At 67.1% G+C, this 16,807-nt stretch carries 16 protein-coding genes; 5 read left to right on the top strand and 11 right to left on the bottom strand.

Features of this window, described 5'->3' with window-relative positions; all coding sequences use genetic code 11:
• Nucleotides 1-73: 73 nt before the first annotated feature.
• Entirely contained in the window at nucleotides 74-346 is a 273-nt protein-coding gene (locus ABNX08_RS03280) for a uracil-DNA glycosylase family protein (RefSeq protein WP_349605643.1), read from the top strand.
• A gap of 148 nt (nucleotides 347-494) precedes the next feature.
• On the opposite strand, the gene ABNX08_RS03275 is transcribed toward ABNX08_RS03280, so the two are convergent.
• The 3 genes from ABNX08_RS03275 to ABNX08_RS03265 all read right to left on the bottom strand — a co-directional run bounded on the left by ABNX08_RS03275 (nucleotide 495) and on the right by ABNX08_RS03265 (nucleotide 3,274).
• Nucleotides 495-1,202, bottom strand: a complete 708-nt coding sequence (locus ABNX08_RS03275; RefSeq protein ID WP_349605642.1) for an RraA family protein — start codon at nucleotides 1,200-1,202, stop codon at nucleotides 495-497.
• A 33-nt stretch (nucleotides 1,203-1,235) separates the two neighbouring features.
• The gene (locus ABNX08_RS03270) at nucleotides 1,236-2,207 is read right to left on the bottom strand and encodes a hydroxyacid dehydrogenase (RefSeq protein ID WP_349605641.1); all 972 of its coding nucleotides are present in this window, start codon (nucleotides 2,205-2,207) and stop codon (nucleotides 1,236-1,238) included.
• An 89-nt stretch (nucleotides 2,208-2,296) separates the two neighbouring features.
• Nucleotides 2,297-3,274: a tripartite tricarboxylate transporter substrate binding protein gene (locus tag ABNX08_RS03265; RefSeq protein WP_022533742.1), complete on the bottom strand. Its 978-nt coding sequence runs from the start codon at nucleotides 3,272-3,274 to the stop codon at nucleotides 2,297-2,299.
• A 91-nt stretch (nucleotides 3,275-3,365) separates the two neighbouring features.
• Here ABNX08_RS03265 and ABNX08_RS03260 point away from each other — a divergent pair, with 91 nt between their 5' ends.
• On the top strand, nucleotides 3,366-4,292 hold the full coding sequence (locus ABNX08_RS03260; protein ID WP_349605639.1) for a LysR family transcriptional regulator: 927 nt from the start codon (nucleotides 3,366-3,368) through the stop codon (nucleotides 4,290-4,292).
• Between the two features lie 197 nt (nucleotides 4,293-4,489).
• On the opposite strand, the gene ABNX08_RS03255 is transcribed toward ABNX08_RS03260, so the two are convergent.
• The 8 genes from ABNX08_RS03255 to ABNX08_RS03220 all read right to left on the bottom strand — a co-directional run bounded on the left by ABNX08_RS03255 (nucleotide 4,490) and on the right by ABNX08_RS03220 (nucleotide 13,234).
• Entirely contained in the window at nucleotides 4,490-4,810 is a 321-nt protein-coding gene (locus ABNX08_RS03255) for an EF-hand domain-containing protein (RefSeq protein WP_349605638.1), read from the bottom strand.
• A gap of 194 nt (nucleotides 4,811-5,004) precedes the next feature.
• Nucleotides 5,005-5,991, bottom strand: a complete 987-nt coding sequence (locus ABNX08_RS03250; protein WP_349605636.1) for a tripartite tricarboxylate transporter substrate binding protein — start codon at nucleotides 5,989-5,991, stop codon at nucleotides 5,005-5,007.
• 56 nt (nucleotides 5,992-6,047) lie between these two features.
• Nucleotides 6,048-7,367, bottom strand: coding sequence for an MFS transporter (locus ABNX08_RS03245; RefSeq protein WP_349605634.1), 1,320 nt, complete (start codon nucleotides 7,365-7,367; stop codon nucleotides 6,048-6,050).
• Nucleotides 7,368-7,408: 41 nt separating this feature from the next.
• Entirely contained in the window at nucleotides 7,409-9,019 is a 1,611-nt protein-coding gene (locus ABNX08_RS03240) for a carboxyl transferase domain-containing protein (protein ID WP_349605632.1), read from the bottom strand.
• Nucleotides 9,020-9,034: 15 nt separating this feature from the next.
• Entirely contained in the window at nucleotides 9,035-10,654 is a 1,620-nt protein-coding gene (locus ABNX08_RS03235) for a carboxyl transferase domain-containing protein (RefSeq protein ID WP_349605630.1), read from the bottom strand.
• Nucleotides 10,651-12,228, bottom strand: a complete 1,578-nt coding sequence (locus ABNX08_RS03230; protein ID WP_349605629.1) for an AMP-binding protein — start codon at nucleotides 12,226-12,228, stop codon at nucleotides 10,651-10,653. Before ABNX08_RS03230 ends, ABNX08_RS03235 begins: the two co-directional genes overlap by 4 nt.
• On the bottom strand, nucleotides 12,225-13,004 hold the full coding sequence (locus ABNX08_RS03225) for a GntR family transcriptional regulator (protein WP_349605628.1): 780 nt from the start codon (nucleotides 13,002-13,004) through the stop codon (nucleotides 12,225-12,227). Before ABNX08_RS03225 ends, ABNX08_RS03230 begins: the two co-directional genes overlap by 4 nt.
• Nucleotides 13,005-13,009: 5 nt before the next feature.
• A complete protein-coding gene (locus ABNX08_RS03220; RefSeq protein WP_022533734.1) occupies nucleotides 13,010-13,234 on the bottom strand; it encodes a biotin/lipoyl-binding carrier protein in 225 nt (74 codons plus the stop codon).
• 146 nt (nucleotides 13,235-13,380) lie between these two features.
• Here ABNX08_RS03220 and accB point away from each other — a divergent pair, with 146 nt between their 5' ends.
• Genes accB through ABNX08_RS03205 form a run of 3 tightly spaced genes read left to right on the top strand, consistent with a single transcriptional unit; the run spans nucleotide 13,381 to nucleotide 16,804 of the window.
• Nucleotides 13,381-13,872, top strand: a complete 492-nt coding sequence (accB, locus tag ABNX08_RS03215; RefSeq protein ID WP_349605627.1) for an acetyl-CoA carboxylase biotin carboxyl carrier protein — start codon at nucleotides 13,381-13,383, stop codon at nucleotides 13,870-13,872.
• A gap of 2 nt (nucleotides 13,873-13,874) precedes the next feature.
• On the top strand, nucleotides 13,875-15,338 hold the full coding sequence (gene accC / locus ABNX08_RS03210) for an acetyl-CoA carboxylase biotin carboxylase subunit (RefSeq protein ID WP_349605626.1): 1,464 nt from the start codon (nucleotides 13,875-13,877) through the stop codon (nucleotides 15,336-15,338).
• Nucleotides 15,335-16,804 (top strand): hypothetical protein, encoded by a 1,470-nt coding sequence (locus ABNX08_RS03205; protein WP_349605624.1) that lies wholly within the window; start codon nucleotides 15,335-15,337, stop codon nucleotides 16,802-16,804. Before accC ends, ABNX08_RS03205 begins: the two co-directional genes overlap by 4 nt.
• The last annotated feature ends 3 nt before the right edge of the window (nucleotides 16,805-16,807 follow it).

Raw genomic sequence — 16,807 nt, 5'->3', positions numbered from 1 at the left:
CGCAACGCCACCCAGGGCGTGCCCGGCGAGGGGGCCGCGCACGCGGCCGCTGTAGCGCAACGCCACCCAGGGCGTGCCCGGCGAGGGGGCCGCGCACGCGCGCATCATGCTGGTGGGCGAGCAGCCCGGCGCGCAGGAGGACCTGCAGGGCTCTCCCTTTGTCGGCCCGGCGGGCCACCTGCTGGACGAGGCGCTGGGCAAGGCCGGCCTGGACCGTGACAAGCTCTTCATGACCAATGCGGTCAAGTGCCTCCGAGAGCGCGGGCAAGGCGGCCCGCGACGGCCTGCACGGCCAACCGCGCAAGGGCACCGGCGGCGCGTCCATCGACCAGACCCGCGTGCCTAACGCGAAGGGGCGCTGAGCCCCGCGGGCGCAGACTCGCCATCCTACGGATGGCGAACCCGATGCAACGCTTTGCGGACAAGGTCCCGCCGGTCGACGGCGGGCTGATGGCCTCGAACGGACAGCCGCACCAGGCGTTGCGGAAGGCGTTTCAGACCGGCAGGCCCTTCGCGCGCAGCGCTGCATCGAAGCGCTCCGGATCCGATGTGCCGGCCGCGTTATCCGCGCGAATCCTGGCTTCTTTCTTCAGGTGTGCCCGGCAGCGTTCGAGAACGTCGGCAGCCTCGGCGGCGGGCACTGCGATCACCCCATCCGCATCGCCGACGACGAGATCACCGGGCAACACCGCCAGACCCGCGCAGGCAAGGGCAATGTTGATCTCCCCGGGGCCATCCTTGCCCGGTCCGCGATGGGTGTGCCCCCTGGCGAAGATGGGCATGCCGTCCTGCGCCCATTCGCACAGGTCGCGGACGGCCCCGTCGATGACCAGTCCGCCCAGCTTCTTCGCCATGCACGTCGTCCGCATCAGGCCGCCGACGATCGCCTGCGTGACATCGCCGCCGCCGTCGATCACCAGGACGTCGCCAGGCTGCACCATCATCAGGGCCTTGTGGATCATCAGGTTGTCCCCGGGGCGCACCCGGACCGTCACGGCGGGTCCGCACAGCACGGTGTCCAGGCGGGCATGGTATTGCCGCAAGCCGACCGTGCCGATGTTGCGGCTCATCGAGTCGCCGATGGCTGCGACCGGCATGTCGCGGAAAGCCTCCACGATATCCGGAGCGGGTCCGTCGACACGCGGGTTGATGCGGTAACCGGCGGGCCATTGCACTGGCGCGGTGGTTTCGGAAGTGGTCATCAGGGTCTCCAGGGATCAACGGTAATCGGGCGGTCAGGAAAAGACTTGCGGGTTGGCACAAGCGGAGCGTTCTGCCGGAACGCCGTCCAGACATCCCAGTACATTGCGGGCGGCGGCGCTCGCCATGGCGGCCAGCGCTGCGGGCGTGGAGCCGCCCACATGCGGTGTGAGCACAACGTTCGGCAGTGTCGAAAGCGGGCTGTCGGCAGGCAGCGGCTCGACAGCCATGGTGTCCAGCCCGGCGGCATAGAGCTGGCCACTCTGGAGGGCGGCGATCAGCGCAGCCTCGTCCACCACCTCACCGCGCGCCGTGTTGACCAGGATCGCGCCGCGCGGCATCCGGCTGAACGCGGCTTCACCGAGCATGTTGCGCGTGTGTTGGTTGAGCGGCACGTGCAGGCTCAACACGTCGGCACGCGGCAGGAGTTCGGCCAGCGACGGCAGCAGTTGCGCGCCATCGACCGGGCTGGGACCGTCCGTCAGCGCCGGATCAAACGCCACGACCTTCATGCCCAACGCAAGGCATACCGTCGCCACGCGCTGGCCGACCTGCCCGAAACCGGCCAGGCCGATGGTCTTTCCGCGCAGTTCCACGCCGTCCTGCGCGCGCGACCAGCGGCCCCCGTGCAACTCGGCATCCATCCAGCCGATGCGCCGCGCGGCGGCGAACATCAGGCCCAGCGTCATCTCGGCCACCGACTGCGCGTTTGCCCCCGGCGTGACGTAGACCGGAATGCCTCGGCGCGTGGCCGCGTCCACATCGATATTGCTGACCCCAACACCGTGCTTCGAAATCACCTTGAGCGTCGGACAGGATTCGATGGCCTTCGCCGATAGCCGGACCGTCCTCGAGATCACCGCGTCGATGGGCTCCGATGCCATGACGCGCTCCACTTCCTCCACGCTGTCAGGCTGGGACAGATAGAGCACGCGGGCGCCGGCCTGGGCGAGCAGTTCCACGCCGGCTGGCGCCAGCTTGGGAGCGGTGACGAAGATGGTAGTCATGACATTTCAATGTTGAAGCGCAAGCATTCAGACGGGGGACGGATCCGTGGAGCTTTTGCCGGGTGGGTGCAGAGAATTCGTTCGGAAGCTCATTCGAGCCTGATATTCGCCTCGCGGATCAGCGCGCCCCACTTCTGATGCTCGGTACGGATGTATTCGGCGAACTGCCTGGGCGTTCCACCCATGGGCGTACTGCCCTCGGCGGCCAGCTTGCCTTGCACGTCAGGGTTCTTCAGCGCCTTCTGCACCTCGGCGTTGATGCGGTCAACCACGGCCTGAGGCGTGCCTGCCGGCGCGATCAGGCCGGTCCAGGTGATCGCATCAAAGCCGGGGTACCCCGATTCGGCAACCGTGGGCACGTTCGCCAGCTCAGGTACGTTTTTTACACGTTGCGCGGAGCTCACCGCCAACGCGCGAACTTTCTTCCCCGCGAGTTGCGGAATCGCTGCCGCGGTATTGGCGAAATTGAGGTCCACCTGGTTGCCGAGCAGATCCACCATGGCCGGGCCGGCGCCCTTGTACGGCACGTTCAGCATCCGGATGCCCGCGCGCCGCTCCAGCATCTCGCCGGCAAGATGGCCTACCGTGCCGTTGCCGGCAAGGCCGATGCGCAGGGACTCTGGCTTGCTCTTCGATGCCGTAACGACGTCTGCCAGCGTCCTGAACGAAGACGCGGCATTGACCACCAGCACGACGGGCTGGGAGGCAACCGTCGTGATGGGTGCGAAGTCCTTCAGCGGATCGAACGGCATCTTCGGATAGAGCGCCGGGTTGATCGCGAGGTTGGCGGTCTGGCCCAGACCGATCGTGTAGCCGTCGGCCGGCGCCTTCGCCACCGCGTCGAGACCAACGTTGCCACCGGCACCGGGCCGGTTCTCCACCACGACGACCCAGCCCGCCTGCGACGTCAGCTTCTCCGCCACCAGCCGCGCAACCGTGTCGGTGCCGCCGCCGGGCGGAAACGGGACCACCAGCCGGATCGGCCTGGCTGGCCAGGCTTGCGCGAACGCACTGCCCGCGAGCATGGCAAGCGCGGCGGCAGCCGCGAGGAATCGCGTTTTCGTCATCATGTCTCCTGTGTTATGGCTTGTATTGTTGGCTGGCCAAATCATTCCGTCCATTTGATAATGTTCATGTTTTCATTCCTGGAAGTTATCGATGGACATCCAGCTTCGGGACCTCAGGTACTTTGAGGCAGTCGCCGAACTCGGCCACGTCGGCAAGGCTGCCGACCAGTTGGGGCGAACGCAGCCTGCGATCACGAAGGCGGTACAGCGGCTGGAAGATGCGTTCGGCAGCGCCCTGTTCGAGCGCAAAGGCCGCGGCATACACCTCACCGCGGTGGGCGAGGTGCTGCTCGCGCGGGCGCGCATGCTGCGCGGCGCAACGGAAGAGGCGCTCAGGGAGGTTGGCGACTTCGCCAGGGGGAACGCGGGACACGTCCGCATCGGCAGCGGACCGATTGCCGCCGAACATGTGTTGCCGGAGATCTGCAATCTCCTTCTCGCCGAAGCGCCGGAGACCACGATCGAGATCACCGTCGCACCGAGCCTGGTTTTGCGGGAGCGCCTCAGGGAAGGTGCGATCGACCTGCTGATCGGCCTCATGCCCGAGTCCGACGACGCCTTCGTCAGTTGCGCCATCGTCGAGGACGTGGTCGTCGTTGCGGCGAGCCGCAATCACCCGGTCTTCGACCTGCCCCGCATCACGATGAAATCACTGCTGTCGTGGCGCTGGGTATTGCCGGCCCGGTCCATCCCCAGCCGGCAATGGCTCGATGCGGCCTTCCAGTCGCATGGCTTGCCGCCGCCCACGGCGCAGATCGATGCGAACTCGATCCCCCTGCTGCCACGCCTCATTGCGAAGAGCGAGCTGCTCAGCTTCCTGTCCCGCCACACGCTGGCTGCCGGGAACGGCAGCCAGCACCCGCTGCGCGAAGTGCCGCTGAAGGAGGCAACGCTGAAACGCCGGCTCGGCGTGACATACCGGCGCGAAGGCTACCTGTCGCCTGCGGCGCATCGCCTGATGGCGCTCTTGCAGGAGCGTGGCGGGCGCTTGTTCAACGCAGGCAGGGGGGATGAATAGCGGCTTTGGTCACTGGGCGGCAGTCGCTACGTGAGGGCGCTGCAACGCCCTCACATCATTCGGCGCGATGGCGGACAGCAGATGTGCCACGTCCGGCGATTTGAAGATCGATCGCGTCAGCGAACTTTCAAGGCATACCGACAGCGCCGTGCAAGGAATCGCGACTGCCGCGCGCGTTCCCCGCCGACACCAGTTGCTCAGTTCAACCCACCCGGGTTCTGCGCCGCACCGCGCTGCTTCGCCTTGGCCGCCCAGTACGCGCCAACCTGCCGCTCGGTCACCTCGCCCTTCTTTTTTGTGTCGATCAGGTCGAACTGCTTGTAGACCTCCGGCATACCGGCCTGCGCTTCGTCACGGGTCAGCTTGCCATCGTGGTTGGCGTCCGCCGCCTTGAACTTCTCGGAGAATTTCGCCATGGCTTCCTTGGGATTCATTGGCTGTTGCTGGGCGCCGATGGTTCCGGAGGCGAAGCATGCGGCCAGCGCCAGGCCGGCAAGCGAAAGCTGTCGTGCAATCATCAGAGTCTCCCTGGATATTTGGATGGCGAGTGCAGTCGGCCTGACGGTCGTCCGCAACGGGCCAGTATTTGCAGAGATCGGGGGGCAATGACTTCCCGGGCCCTGCCTGAGATCATCGTCGGCTTTCAGTGATTGGGGAATTCAGTTATTTCGATTTCCGATATAAGAGCCCTCCCAAGGAAATGACACGCCGCTCATTCCGGCTTGAAGTCGATCGACTTCAGCACGGCGCCGATGCGCGCGTAGTCGCTGCGCAGCGATTTCGTCATCTCTTCGGGCGTGCGCGGCTGGCCCGCGTCGAGGCCGAACTCTCTCAGGCGCTCACGCGTGGCCGGCTGCGCCATGACCTTCAGCGCGGCTTCGCGCAACCTGGCCTGCGCCGCGGCCGGGACGTCTGGCGTGACCCACAGGCCCAGCCAGACCAGCGCCTCGAGCTGGGGGTAGCCGAGTTCGGAGAAGGTCGGCACATTGGGCAGCATCGGCGAACGCTGGGGCAGGCTGACGGCGAAGGGCACGATCTTCCCGCTCTTGATCAGGGGAATCGCGTTCGGTATGCCTGCGAACATCAGCTGCACGTGCCCGCCCATCACGTCGGCGAGCGCCGGGGGCGTGCCCTTATAGCCGATGTGCGACATGTCGATGCCGACGGCGCGATTCAGCTGCAACCCCATCACGTGCGAGACGGTGCCGGGGCTGTAGGAGGCGTAGTTGACCTTGCCCGGATTCGCCTTCACGTAGGCAATCACCTCGGCGAGGTTCTTTGCAGGCAACGACGGATTTCCCACCATCACCAGCCCGCCGCGCGCGAGTTCGGCGATCGGCTTGACCTCCCTGAACATGTCGAAACGCAGCTTGACGATATGGGGGATCTCGCTGACCAGCGCATCGAGCGCAACCAGCATCGTGTTGCCGTCGTGCGCCGCCTGCGTCAGGTCGTTGACCGCGAGCGCACCGCCGGAGCCCGGCTTCGGCTCGACGATCACCGGCTGGTGCAGTTCCTTCTGCATGCCTTCGGCCAGCAGGCGCGACACGATGTCGAGGGAACCGCCGGCAGGCCCGGCTGCGATGATGCGAAGCGGCTTGTCGGACTGCACCTGCGCAAACGCCGCAGTTGGCGCCAGCATGGCGACCGCCATGCCCAGGACGACGCCGAGGCTGCGGGGGGAAAGGGAAATGGTCATGTCTCGCTCCTGTCTTTTGATGTCAGTGATTTGGGTCGAACGGTCGTGGAATACGATCAGGCCGGCTCCTGCGTCCCGCTTGTGCGATGGCGTGCGGCGTCTGCCTCGTAGCTGCGCGAAGCCAGGACGAAGAAGACCGCAGCCGCCAGCGCAAACACCGGCGCCAGCGTCAGTGCCAGCTTCAGGCCGAGAACGTCCGAGAACGCCCCGACGAGCAGCGGGCCTGGCGCAAGCCCAATCAGGTTGTTGGCCAGGGCGATGGTCGCCGTCACCGTCGCGCGCACGCCGGGATGGGTGACATCGCAAACGATGGCCCCGGAACAGCCGCCGTGCGCCGCGGCGAACAATGCGCCAAGGAAGATCAGGCCCAGGGCCAACGGACCGGGCGGCAGCGCGAACGCGGTGATTAGCACCAGGGCCGACAGCACCGCATAGGCGGCGGGCACCAGCACCCGGCGCCGCGGGTGCCTGGCGCTGAGCCGGTCCGCCAGACCGCCGCCAAAGATCATGCCGATGCCGGAAGCCAATACGGCCACGCCGGCCATCAGCCCGGCCTGCTTCACATCCATGCCCTGGTAGCGGCCGAGGTATGTCGGCAGCCATGCAATGAGGATCGCGGGTATTGCCATTTGCAATCCGCTCGCGATGTAGGTGAGATTGCCCGAGCGCGCGGCAAACACTTCGCGCGCGATCTGGCCGATGCGCAGCCGGGCCGGCGCGGCATCGCCCTGCCCCTCGGCGCTCAACGCGACGGTCTTGTAGTCGCGCACGACGAAGGGATAGATCACGGCCAGCAGCAGGCCCGGCGCACCCACGGCAAAGAACGCCATGCGCCACCCCGCCTGGGCCGCCACAGCGCCCCCGACGACCACGCCGAGTACGGACCCGAACAAGCCGGCCGACAGGAACGCGCCCAGCACCGCGGCGCGCTGCCTGGCGGGAAATACATGGGCCAGCAACGCGGCCCCCGCTGCACCGTAGGCCGCCTCGCCGAGGCCGACGAACATCCGCGCCAACAGCAACTGGCCATAGCTCTGCGCCAGGCCGCAGGCGATGGTCGCAAGACACCACACGAAGGCCATCAGCGTGATGCTTTTGACGCGTCCCCAGCGGTCCGAGACCAGGGAAATCGGCACGCACAGCACGCCCACGGCGAGCGAGACCACGCTCACCAGCATCCCGAGCTGCGAGTCGGACAGCGCCCATTCGGCTTTCAGGGCTGGGAAGACCGCGCCGATGACCTGGCGCGACAGGTAGTCGGACAGCATCAGGCCAAAGGTGAGCGCGAACACGGCCCATGCATAGGCACGCGACAGCCCGGTGGGCGCGTTCAGGGGGGTGTTGGCCGTTACGGCCGACAGGGTAGTGGTTTTCACGTCTGGCATCCCTTGGGTTAAGCCTTCTGGTCGAAGTGCGCTCAGATGTACGTCGGCCACGAGCGCATCTCGTGCTGGCCGATGCCGCCGTTGCGTTCGCGGCGATGGGTGGCCAATGCTTCGATCAGCCAGGCGCGGGTCTGCTGCGGGGCAATCACGGCCTGCACGCCGAAGGCGCCGGCCAGTGCGTAGGCCGAGGTATCGCGTGCCAGTTCGGCCTTCAGTTGGTCAAAGCGCGCCGGGTCGTCCTCGCGCTTGATGCCGTGGAGCACGCTGACACCGATCTGCGGGTCCATGAAGCTGGTGTCGGCGCTGGTCCAGGCCGCCACCTCGTCGCTGTTGCGGCCGCCGCCCATGTTGATATAGGCCTGGCCGTAGCTCTTGCGCAGGATTACTGACAGCTTAGGCACGCTGCACAGCTGCACGGCGTGAATCATGTTCATGATGTGCGCGGGTGCAGCCTTGCGCTCGCCCTCGATGCCAACCAGGAAGCCCGGCGTGTCGACCAGGAAGAGGACAGGAATGTTGAACGAATCGCACATCACCAGGAACGACGTGACCTTGCGGCAAGCCTCGGGGTCCATCGCGCCGCCCTTGAACATCGGATTCGAGGCGACGATGCCGACGCTCTCGCCATTCAGCCGCGCCAGGCCGGTCACCGCGGCACGACCGAAGCGATCCTTCAGGTTGAGGAAGCTGCCTTCGTCGACGATGCCAGCGATGACCTTGCGCATGTCGTAGGTCTTGCTGCGCGCGGACGGCACCAGTTCGAGGAGCTTGTCCGCGTCGGGCGCGATCGCCTCGGCAGCCGGAACGCTCGGCGGGCGGGCACCGGCGTGCGAGGGCAGGTAGCTGAGGAAGCGGCGGATCGCCGCGAGCGCTTCCTCGTCGCTGTTGACAATCACGTCCACCAGCCCGGTCTGCTCGGCATGCAGCTTCCAGCCGCCGAGTTCCTCGGGATCGACCGCTTCGCCGATGGCGAGCGACGTGACACGCGCGCTCGACACCGCGAGGAACGCGCCCTTGCGCATCACCACGAAATCGGAAAGGCAGGTGTACCAGGTCGACGAGCCCAGGCAGGGCCCGAGCACGGCGCTCACCCAAGGGATTTCACGCCGGCGGCAGTACTGCTGCGGGTCCTGGCCGGCACCGGCCATCGCTTCCGCGCCCAGGCTGTCAGGCACCCGCGAACCGCTCGACTCGCCCAGGAAGATCAGCGGCATGCCGCTGCGCGTGGCCGTCTCCTTCAAGCGGGCGATCTTGCGCATGTTGATCGCAGAGGACGACGCGCCCATGACCGTCATGTCGTTCGACACCACGGCCACGCGCCGCCCTTCGATGCGGCCGGTGCCGGTGATCTTGGCGTCGGCCGGTGAGCTGTCGCGATCGGCGGGCAGGAGCGAGACGGCCAGCATCCCGGTTTCGCTGAACGAGTCTGCGTCCAGCAGTTGCTCGACACGCTCACGCGCATTCAGGTGGCCGCTGGCGCGGCGCTTCGCGAGCTTGGCTTCGCCGCCCATCGCGAGAGCGTCAAGGACGCGGGCGTCGAGTTGGGCGCGTTGTTCTTCGTAGGTGGAGAGGCCTGCCCCCGCGACGTTGGTGGCGGGGCTGGATTGTGCGGATGTTGCGGATACTGCGGATGTGATTGTCATGTACGGTCTCCTCGCTCAGCGCATCGTGCGGCCGACCGGGCCGAGGCGGCGGGCGGTGGCCTGGTAGGCGTCTTCGACCCAGGCGCAAAGCAGCGGCCGCGTGCTCGCCGGTTCGATGATGTCGAGCACACCGAAGCGCTCGGCGGTGCGCAGCGGCGACGAGATCGCGTGGTAGTGCGCTTCAAGGTCCAGGCGGTGCGCGACCGGGTCGGCGGCGGCGGCGATATCCTGCTTGTAGGCCGCGGCGACGCCGCCCTCAACCGGAATCGAGCCCCAGCGTGCCGACGGCCACGCATAGCGGTTCGGCAGCGCGGTGCCCGACGGCCCGTGCCACGGGCTCAGCATGGCGCCGGCCAGGCCCACGCAACGCCGCAGCACGATCGCCAGCCAAGGCACGCCAGACTGCTCGATCGCATGCATGGCCTGCAGCGCGGCGGACAGCGTGCCTTCGCGTTCGGCGTCGGGGCCGGTCATCACGCCCGGCTGATCGGCCAGGTTGACGATGGGCAGGTGGAAGGTGTCGCACAGGTCGACGAAGCGCGCCATCTTCAGCGCGGCGGCGCGCGTCAGGGCGCCGCCCATCACCATCGGGTTGTTGGTCATCACGCCCACGGCATGGCCGTTCAGGCGCGCCAGGCAGGTGATGGTCGAGCCGCCGAAGTCCGGCGACATCTCGAACAACGAGCCTTCGTCGAAGATCGCCTTTAGGATCTTGCGTGCCTGGAAGACCTTGCGCTTGTCGGCGGGGATCGCCCGGTTGAGCCACTCGTCGCAGCGATCGACCGGATCCTCGCAGGCCACGCGCGGCGGCTGTTCCCACACATTGCCGGGAAGGTACGAAAGGAAACGCCGCGTGGCCTCCAGGGCCTGCTCTTCGGTTTCAACGGCCAGGCTCACCGCGCCGCTGAAACGGTGCATCGCGTCGTAGCCGCCGAGCCCCTCCTTGTCGATGTCGAGGCCCAACGCCTGCTTCACCACCGGCGGCCCGCCGGCGAAGACCTGGCTCTTGCCACGAATCATGATGGACAGATGGGCGGAACCGACCCGCACGGCGCCGAGCCCCGCGCAGGCGCCCAGCGCGATGCCGACCACAGGCACGGCGCCGAGCAGCTGCGTCATCGGCAACATGGCATAGCCCGGAATCTTGGTATGGCCGAGCTTGTCGAGCAGCTTGACGCTGCCGCCGGCGCTGTCGACCATGCGCACGATCGGCAGCTTGTACTCCCACGCGTAGCGGTCGGCATAGATCCACTTTTCCGACACCGAACCTTCGGACGAGCCGGCGCGGATCGTGAAGTCGTCGGCCGCCACCACCGTGCGCCGCGCATCGATCTTGCCGATGCCGACCACCGCATTGCTGGGCGTGAATTGCTCGCGCTTGCGATCTGCACCGTACTTGACGGAACCGGCCAGCACGCCGATCTCGGCGAAGCTGCCGGCGTCGAGCAAGTAATCGATACGTTCGCGCGCCGTGAGCTTGCCTTGTGCGTGATGGCGCACGACCTGTTCCTCGCCGCCGAGTGCATGCGCGATGGCGCGGCGCTGTGTCAGCTCATGGAGTTCGTCCGTCCATTCGCCCGTAACAGGCTGGGTTGCGGGCTGCGTTGCGGGCTGGGTTGCCTGAGTCGTGTTCATTTGGAAATCGCTCCTTCTGCATGGCGCGCCAGATAGGCGTCGCGCAAGTCGTTCTTGGTCACCTTGCCGGCATGGTTGCGCGGCAGCGCGTCGACAAACTCGATCACGCGTGGTTTCTTGTAGCCGGCGATCAGCCCGGCGCAATGCCGGCCGAGCGCATCGGCGTCGCCGCTTTGTCCGGGCCGGCGCACCACGAATGCGGCGACCACCTCGCCCCACTCGGCGTCGGGCAGGCCCAGCACCGCCACCTCGGCTACTGCCGGATGCGCGTGCAGCGCGTCCTCGACTTCGCGCGCATAGACGTTGAAGCCGCCGCTGATCATCATGTCCTTGTTGCGGCCGACGATGTAGAGAAAGCCTTCGTCGTCGAAGCGGCCAAGGTCGCCGCTGTAGTACCAGCCGTCACGGATGGATTCGCGCTCCAGGTCTGGCCGGCGCCAGAACGCCACTGCGCCGATGCCCTGGTGCGCGAGCGCGATCTCGCCTACTTCACCGGTCGGCAAGGCTTGCCCGTCGGCATCGCGCACCGTGATCCGGACATTCGTGGTCGGCCGGCCGCACGAGGCGATGCGCGCCGAGGGCTGGCCGTGCTCCAGGTGCTCGTGCGGGTAGAGCACGGACAAGGGCTGGACCGCTTCGGTCATGCCGTATTGCTGGCGCAGGATCGGACCCAGCCGCTGCAACGCCTCGTGGATCGTGCTGGTTGGCGTCGGCGCGGTGCCGTAGTGCACGCGCCGCAGGGCAGACACGTCGGCTGCGGGGTTGGCGGCCAGCGCTTCAAGCAGGCGGCTCAGCATGGTAGGCACCACCATCAACTGGGTGATGCGATCGCTGGCGATCTGCGCCAGCACCTGCCCGGCATCGAAGCGGTCGGCCACGATATTGCGTGCCCCACGCAAGTAGCACGGCAGCAGGTGCACCCCGGCCGCATGGGTGAGCGGGCCGACGTGAAGCATCGCGTCGTCGATGCCGAGGCCGTATTCCATGGCACCAAACTGGTTGGCCAGGCGTGCCTCCCAGCGTTCGATGCTGTAGGCAACGCCCTTCGGCTGGCCGGTCGTTCCCGAGGTGTAGGCGATACGCAGCAGCAGGTCGGCCGGCACCTCAAGACCCGGGAAACGGTCCGAAGCGCAGGCGAGCAGCGCATCGAACCCGAGCACACCGGCGCCCTGCCAGCCCACGCCGATCACGTGGCGCAGCGACGGCACGAGATGGCGCACCTGCTGCGCAATCTCGCGAAACTCGGCGCCGGCGATCAGCACCGAAGCCTCGGCGTCGTTGAGGATCGCCGCCTGTTCGCGCAAGGTGTGGCGCGCGTTCAGGGCCACGTAGGTCTGCGCCGCCTTCTCGGCGCCGAACTGGCTGTCGATGCTCTCCACCGAGTTGTTGAGCAGCACGGCGAGCCGTTCGCCGGGACGCAGTCCCAGGCCGATCAGCGCGTTGGCGAGCTGGTTGCTGCGCCGTTCGATCTGCGTATAGCTGAACCTGCGGTCGCGGAACACGACCGCGGGCCGGTCGCGAAACTGCCCAGCGGCCCATGACAAGGCATGGCCTGCGATTCTCTTTGCACTCATTGAAGCAAGTCCTTTGTTCGGAGGGCGGCATTCGCCCTTTCGTGTCCGGTGGCTTCGTGTCCGGCGCTCGCCGTGTCCGCCTCCAGTTGCCTGACGGCTTCGTGGCGCGAAGCGTCGATCAGGTGTTCGACGGCATTGGCCGCGCGGTTCACGTCGCCGGCCTTCAGGTCGTTCAGCAGCGCCCGCCAGGTGCGTGCCGATTCTTCGCGCCGCGCCGCGGTGGCCAGCCCGAGCTTTGTGTAGCGCCGCGTCTGCCGCGCCAGCGAGCCCAGGATTTCCGCCAGCCGCTCGTTCCCGGAACTGTCGGCCAGCATGCGCCCCAGTCGGTCGGTGATGGCGAGATAGGCGTCGCCCGGGCCGGAGCCCTGTACCACCGTTTCAAGCTCGCGCACTTCCGCGTCGAGCCAGGCAATGACCGCTTCGTTGCGGCGGCCAAGCCGGCGGATCATCGCTGCCACCAGGTCGCGGCGGATATCGAAGATGTCGCAGACCTCCTTGATGGAGAGCTGCGTGACGTGCGCGCCACGATTAGGCAGGATGCGCACGACCGAGTCCTTCTCCAGGATGCGCAGCGCTTCGCGCACCGGTCCGCGGCTGACCGCGAACTGCTCGGCGAGCGTTTCTTCGCGGATACGTTCGCCCGGCGCGTACTCGCCCCGTTCGATGGCCGCGAAGATGCGCTCTGCGATCTGCTCCGGCACCGTTTGCAAGTGATGCCCGGCACAGACGCGCATCGGCGCCCCTTGCCAGTCTCCTTCCGCGTCCGGGTGCTTCATGGCGCTCACTCTTCCTCGAAGACCGCGATTTCCTGCCCTTCGCGCACCGGCTCGCCCTCGGCGATCAGTAGCCTGAGCACCCGGCCGTCTTCGGGCGCCAGCACCGGGATCTCCATCTTCATGGATTCGAGAATCATGATGGTGTCGTCGGCCTGCAGCGCGGTGCCTGGCTCCACGACTACCTTCCACACGGTGCCGGTGATCTCGGATCGAATCGTCTCTGTCGTCATGTCGAGTTCCTGAATTAGCCCGACCCTACGTCGGATGACTGAACTTTATTCTACATTGTGATTGTTGACAATAGTAATGTGAGCATGATTTAATGAATCCATGCGCTGACGAAGACGCGCACACTTCCGTAGATGGAGACAAAGCCATGCCCCTATCCCATACCGACGTACGTCGTATCCTCGAAATCCTCGACAGCGCTGAACACCTGGAATCGCTGGACGTGACGGTCGGCGAGTTCGCGCTGCATGCGCGCAAGCCCGGGGCCGCTTCAGGCGCTTCCCAGCTGGCGCCTATGCCTGCGGCAACGCGAGCCGCCGCGCCGGCTCAAGCCCCCGCCACGACTGACGTGGCCGCCAGCCCGCCCCCCCTTGAAGATGTGCCTGCGGGCCTGATCGCAGTACGCGCGCCGATGGTCGGCACCTTCTATCTGCACCCCAGCCCCGAGCAGCCGGCCTTTGTCGCGGTGGGCAGCACGGTCAACATCGGCGACACGGTGTGCCTGGTCGAGGTGATGAAGATGTTCAACTCGGTCAAGGCCGAAGTGGCTGGCACCGTCGAGCGCATCGCGGTCGAGGACGGCAAGCCGGTGCAGCACGGCCAGATCGTGATGCTGATCAAGCCGGCACAGGAGGGCTGAATATGCACAACAATGCACAAGCCCCCGTGGCAAAGCGCAATATCCGGCGCGTGTTCGTCGCCAACCGTGGCGAGATCGCCGTGCGCGTGATCCGCGCCTGCCGCACCCTGGGCATCGAGGCGGTGGTAGGTGTTTCCGAAGCGGACACCGATACGCTGGCCGCCAGACTGGCCGACGAAGTAGTAGTGCTCGGTCCGCCGCTCGCTGCCGAGAGCTACCTGCGTGCCGACAAGATCGTCGAGGCGGCATTGCGCACTGGCTGCGACGCGGTGCATCCCGGCTACGGCTTCCTGTCCGAGCGCTCGTCGTTCGTGCGCGCCTGCCTCAAGGCCGGGCTGGTGTTCGTCGGGCCGTCCGCCGAAGCCATCGATGCGATGGGTGACAAGATCACCGCCGTGGGCCTGGCCGAACAGGCTGGCGTACCGCGGGTACCCGGCTCCGGCGCGCTGGCCGATGTGGCGCATGCGCGCCACGTCGGGGCGCAGATCGGCTACCCGGTGCTGATCAAGGCCACCGCTGGCGGCGGCGGGCGCGGCATGCGGGTGGTCAGGGATGAGAGCGAACTCGAATCGCTGATGCGCTCGGCCGCCAACGAAGCCCAGTCCGCGTTCGGCGACGCCACGCTGTATATGGAGAAATTCATTGAGCATGCGCGCCACATCGAGATCCAGGTGATGGCCGATGCGCACGGCAACGTGGTCTACCTGGGCGAGCGCGAGTGCTCGACCCAGCGCCGCCACCAGAAGCTGATCGAAGAGGCACCCTCCCCGGCGGTCGATGCGGAAATGCGCCAGGCCATGGGCGAATGCGCGGTGAGCCTGACGCGCAACGCCGGCTACTGCGGCGCGGGCACGATCGAGTTCGTGGTCGACCAGCGCGACAACAAGTACTTCTTTCTCGAGATGAACACGCGCATCCAGGTCGAGCACCCGGTGACGGAGATGATTACCGGCTTTGACCTGGTCGCCGAGCAGATCCGGGTTGCGGCCGGGTTGCCGCTGTCGTTCACACAGGACGACGTCCAGCTGCAGGGTCATGCCATTGAATGCCGTATCAACGCCGAGGACCCGGACCGCAACTTCCTGCCGCGTCCGGGGGTGATCTCGCGCTGGGACGTGCCCAGCGGCGAAGGCATCCGCGTCGATACGCATTGCTATGCTGGCTACACCGTGCCGCCCTACTACGATTCGCTGCTCGGCAAGCTGATCGTCCACGCAGCCACGCGCGAGCAAGCCATCGCACGCATGCGCGCTGCACTGGAGGGCCTGCAGGTCGAAGGCCCGACCACGACCGCGCGCTTCCATGACGCCGTGCTGGCGCATGAAGACTTCGTCGGCGGCCGGGTCACGACGCGCTGGGTCGAAGAGACCTTCCTGCCGCAGCGCAAGGCGGAGCAAAAGGCCGCCAAGGACGCCGCCAAACAGGCTGCCAAGGATGCGCAGGCTGCCGCCGAGGTGAAGTCATGAGCAAGCCCGCCCTGCGTTACACAGACGTCAGCCTGACCGACGGCCAGAGCGCGCGCTGGGCCGGCGCCATGACGACGCCGATGATGCTTGCCGTTGCCACCCGGCTGGCGGCAGTCGCCCCCGCGGCGATCGAAGTCGCTTCCCCGGCCACGCTGCAGCAATGCGTGGCGAGGGGCGAAGACCCCTGGCAGCGCGTCGAGCTGTTGCGCGAACGCTGCCCCGGCATTGCACTGCGCGCCGCCATTGCGCTGCTGACGGAACACGGCAGGCGCGGCATCGACGTGATCCCGACCGAGGCCGCCACGCTGTGGTTGCGCGAACTGGTGCAGCGCGGCGTGTCCGAGATCGTGCTGATCGACCCGATGGTGGAGATCGCGCGCATCGCGCCGGTGCTGAAGGCCGGCAAGGCGCTTGGCCTGACCATGATCGCCGCCCTGCCGTTTGCGCACGGCTCCACGCACAGCGACGATGCGCTGCAGGAGCAGGCCGCGGCACTGGCCGAGGCAGGCGCCACCCGCGTGATGCTGCGCGACGAGGCCGGCCTGCTGACCCCGGACCGGCTGGCCACGCTGCTGCCCGCGCTGCGCGCAGGACTGGGCACGGGACCGGGTGCCACACCTCTTGATCTCCATCTGCGCTGCCAGACCGCGCTCGGCCCCATGGTTGCGCTGGAGGCGGTACGGCTCGGCATCGACGGGCTCGACACCGCGTTCGCGCCACTGGGCAACGGCGCCTCGGTGCCGGCGCTGGGCACGCTGCTGAAATCGCTGCGCATGCTGGCACTGGGAACACCAGCCAGCGAGCAGACGCTGCATGCCGTCGGCGAAGCCGACCGGCTGCTCGCGGAACTGGCCGATCGCCACGGCTTTGCGCCGGCACGCCCCTGGGTCTTTGACATCGCCCCCTACGCGCACCAGTTGCCGGGCGAAGTCGCCGCGCAGTGCATGCAACGGCTGGCCGAACTGGGGCTGACGCACAAGCTGCACGCCTTTGCCAACGAGTGCGCGCTGATCCGCAGCGAGATCGGTATGCCACCGATGCTGGCGCCGTTCGCGCGGCCGATCGCGGAACAGGCGCTGCAGCATCTGCAGGGCCTGCCGCGCTATGCCGAGCTTCGGCCCGGCGTCCGCCGCGCCTTGCAACAGGTTCACGGCGCGGCGGCAGGCAACGTCGACGCCACGTTGCTCCAGCGTGTCGGTGCGGTGCCCAAAGCAGCGGCACCATCGCTCGCCGCATTGCGCGCGGCACATCCCACGTCGAATGACGCGGCGCTGGTGCTTTTCCTGGCCTGCGGCGTCGCACCGGAGGGGCTTCCCGCACCGGCTTCGCTGGAAGCGCTGCGTTATGTACCCACCACGCCAGCGGATGCACTCCTCGCCGGACTCACGGCACGCGCCGCCCGCTATGCACAGCTCAGCGTGCAGGGGCCCGGCGTTTCGATTCAACTCCAGGGCACGGAGGGCTGAACT

The sequence above is a fragment of the Cupriavidus sp. DF5525 genome (assembly GCF_040149425.2).
Taxonomy (GTDB): Bacteria; Pseudomonadota; Gammaproteobacteria; order Burkholderiales; family Burkholderiaceae; genus Cupriavidus; species Cupriavidus pickettii_A.
The sequence above is the reverse complement of the archived record's forward strand: the minus strand, read 5'-3'. Positions and strand labels throughout refer to the sequence as shown.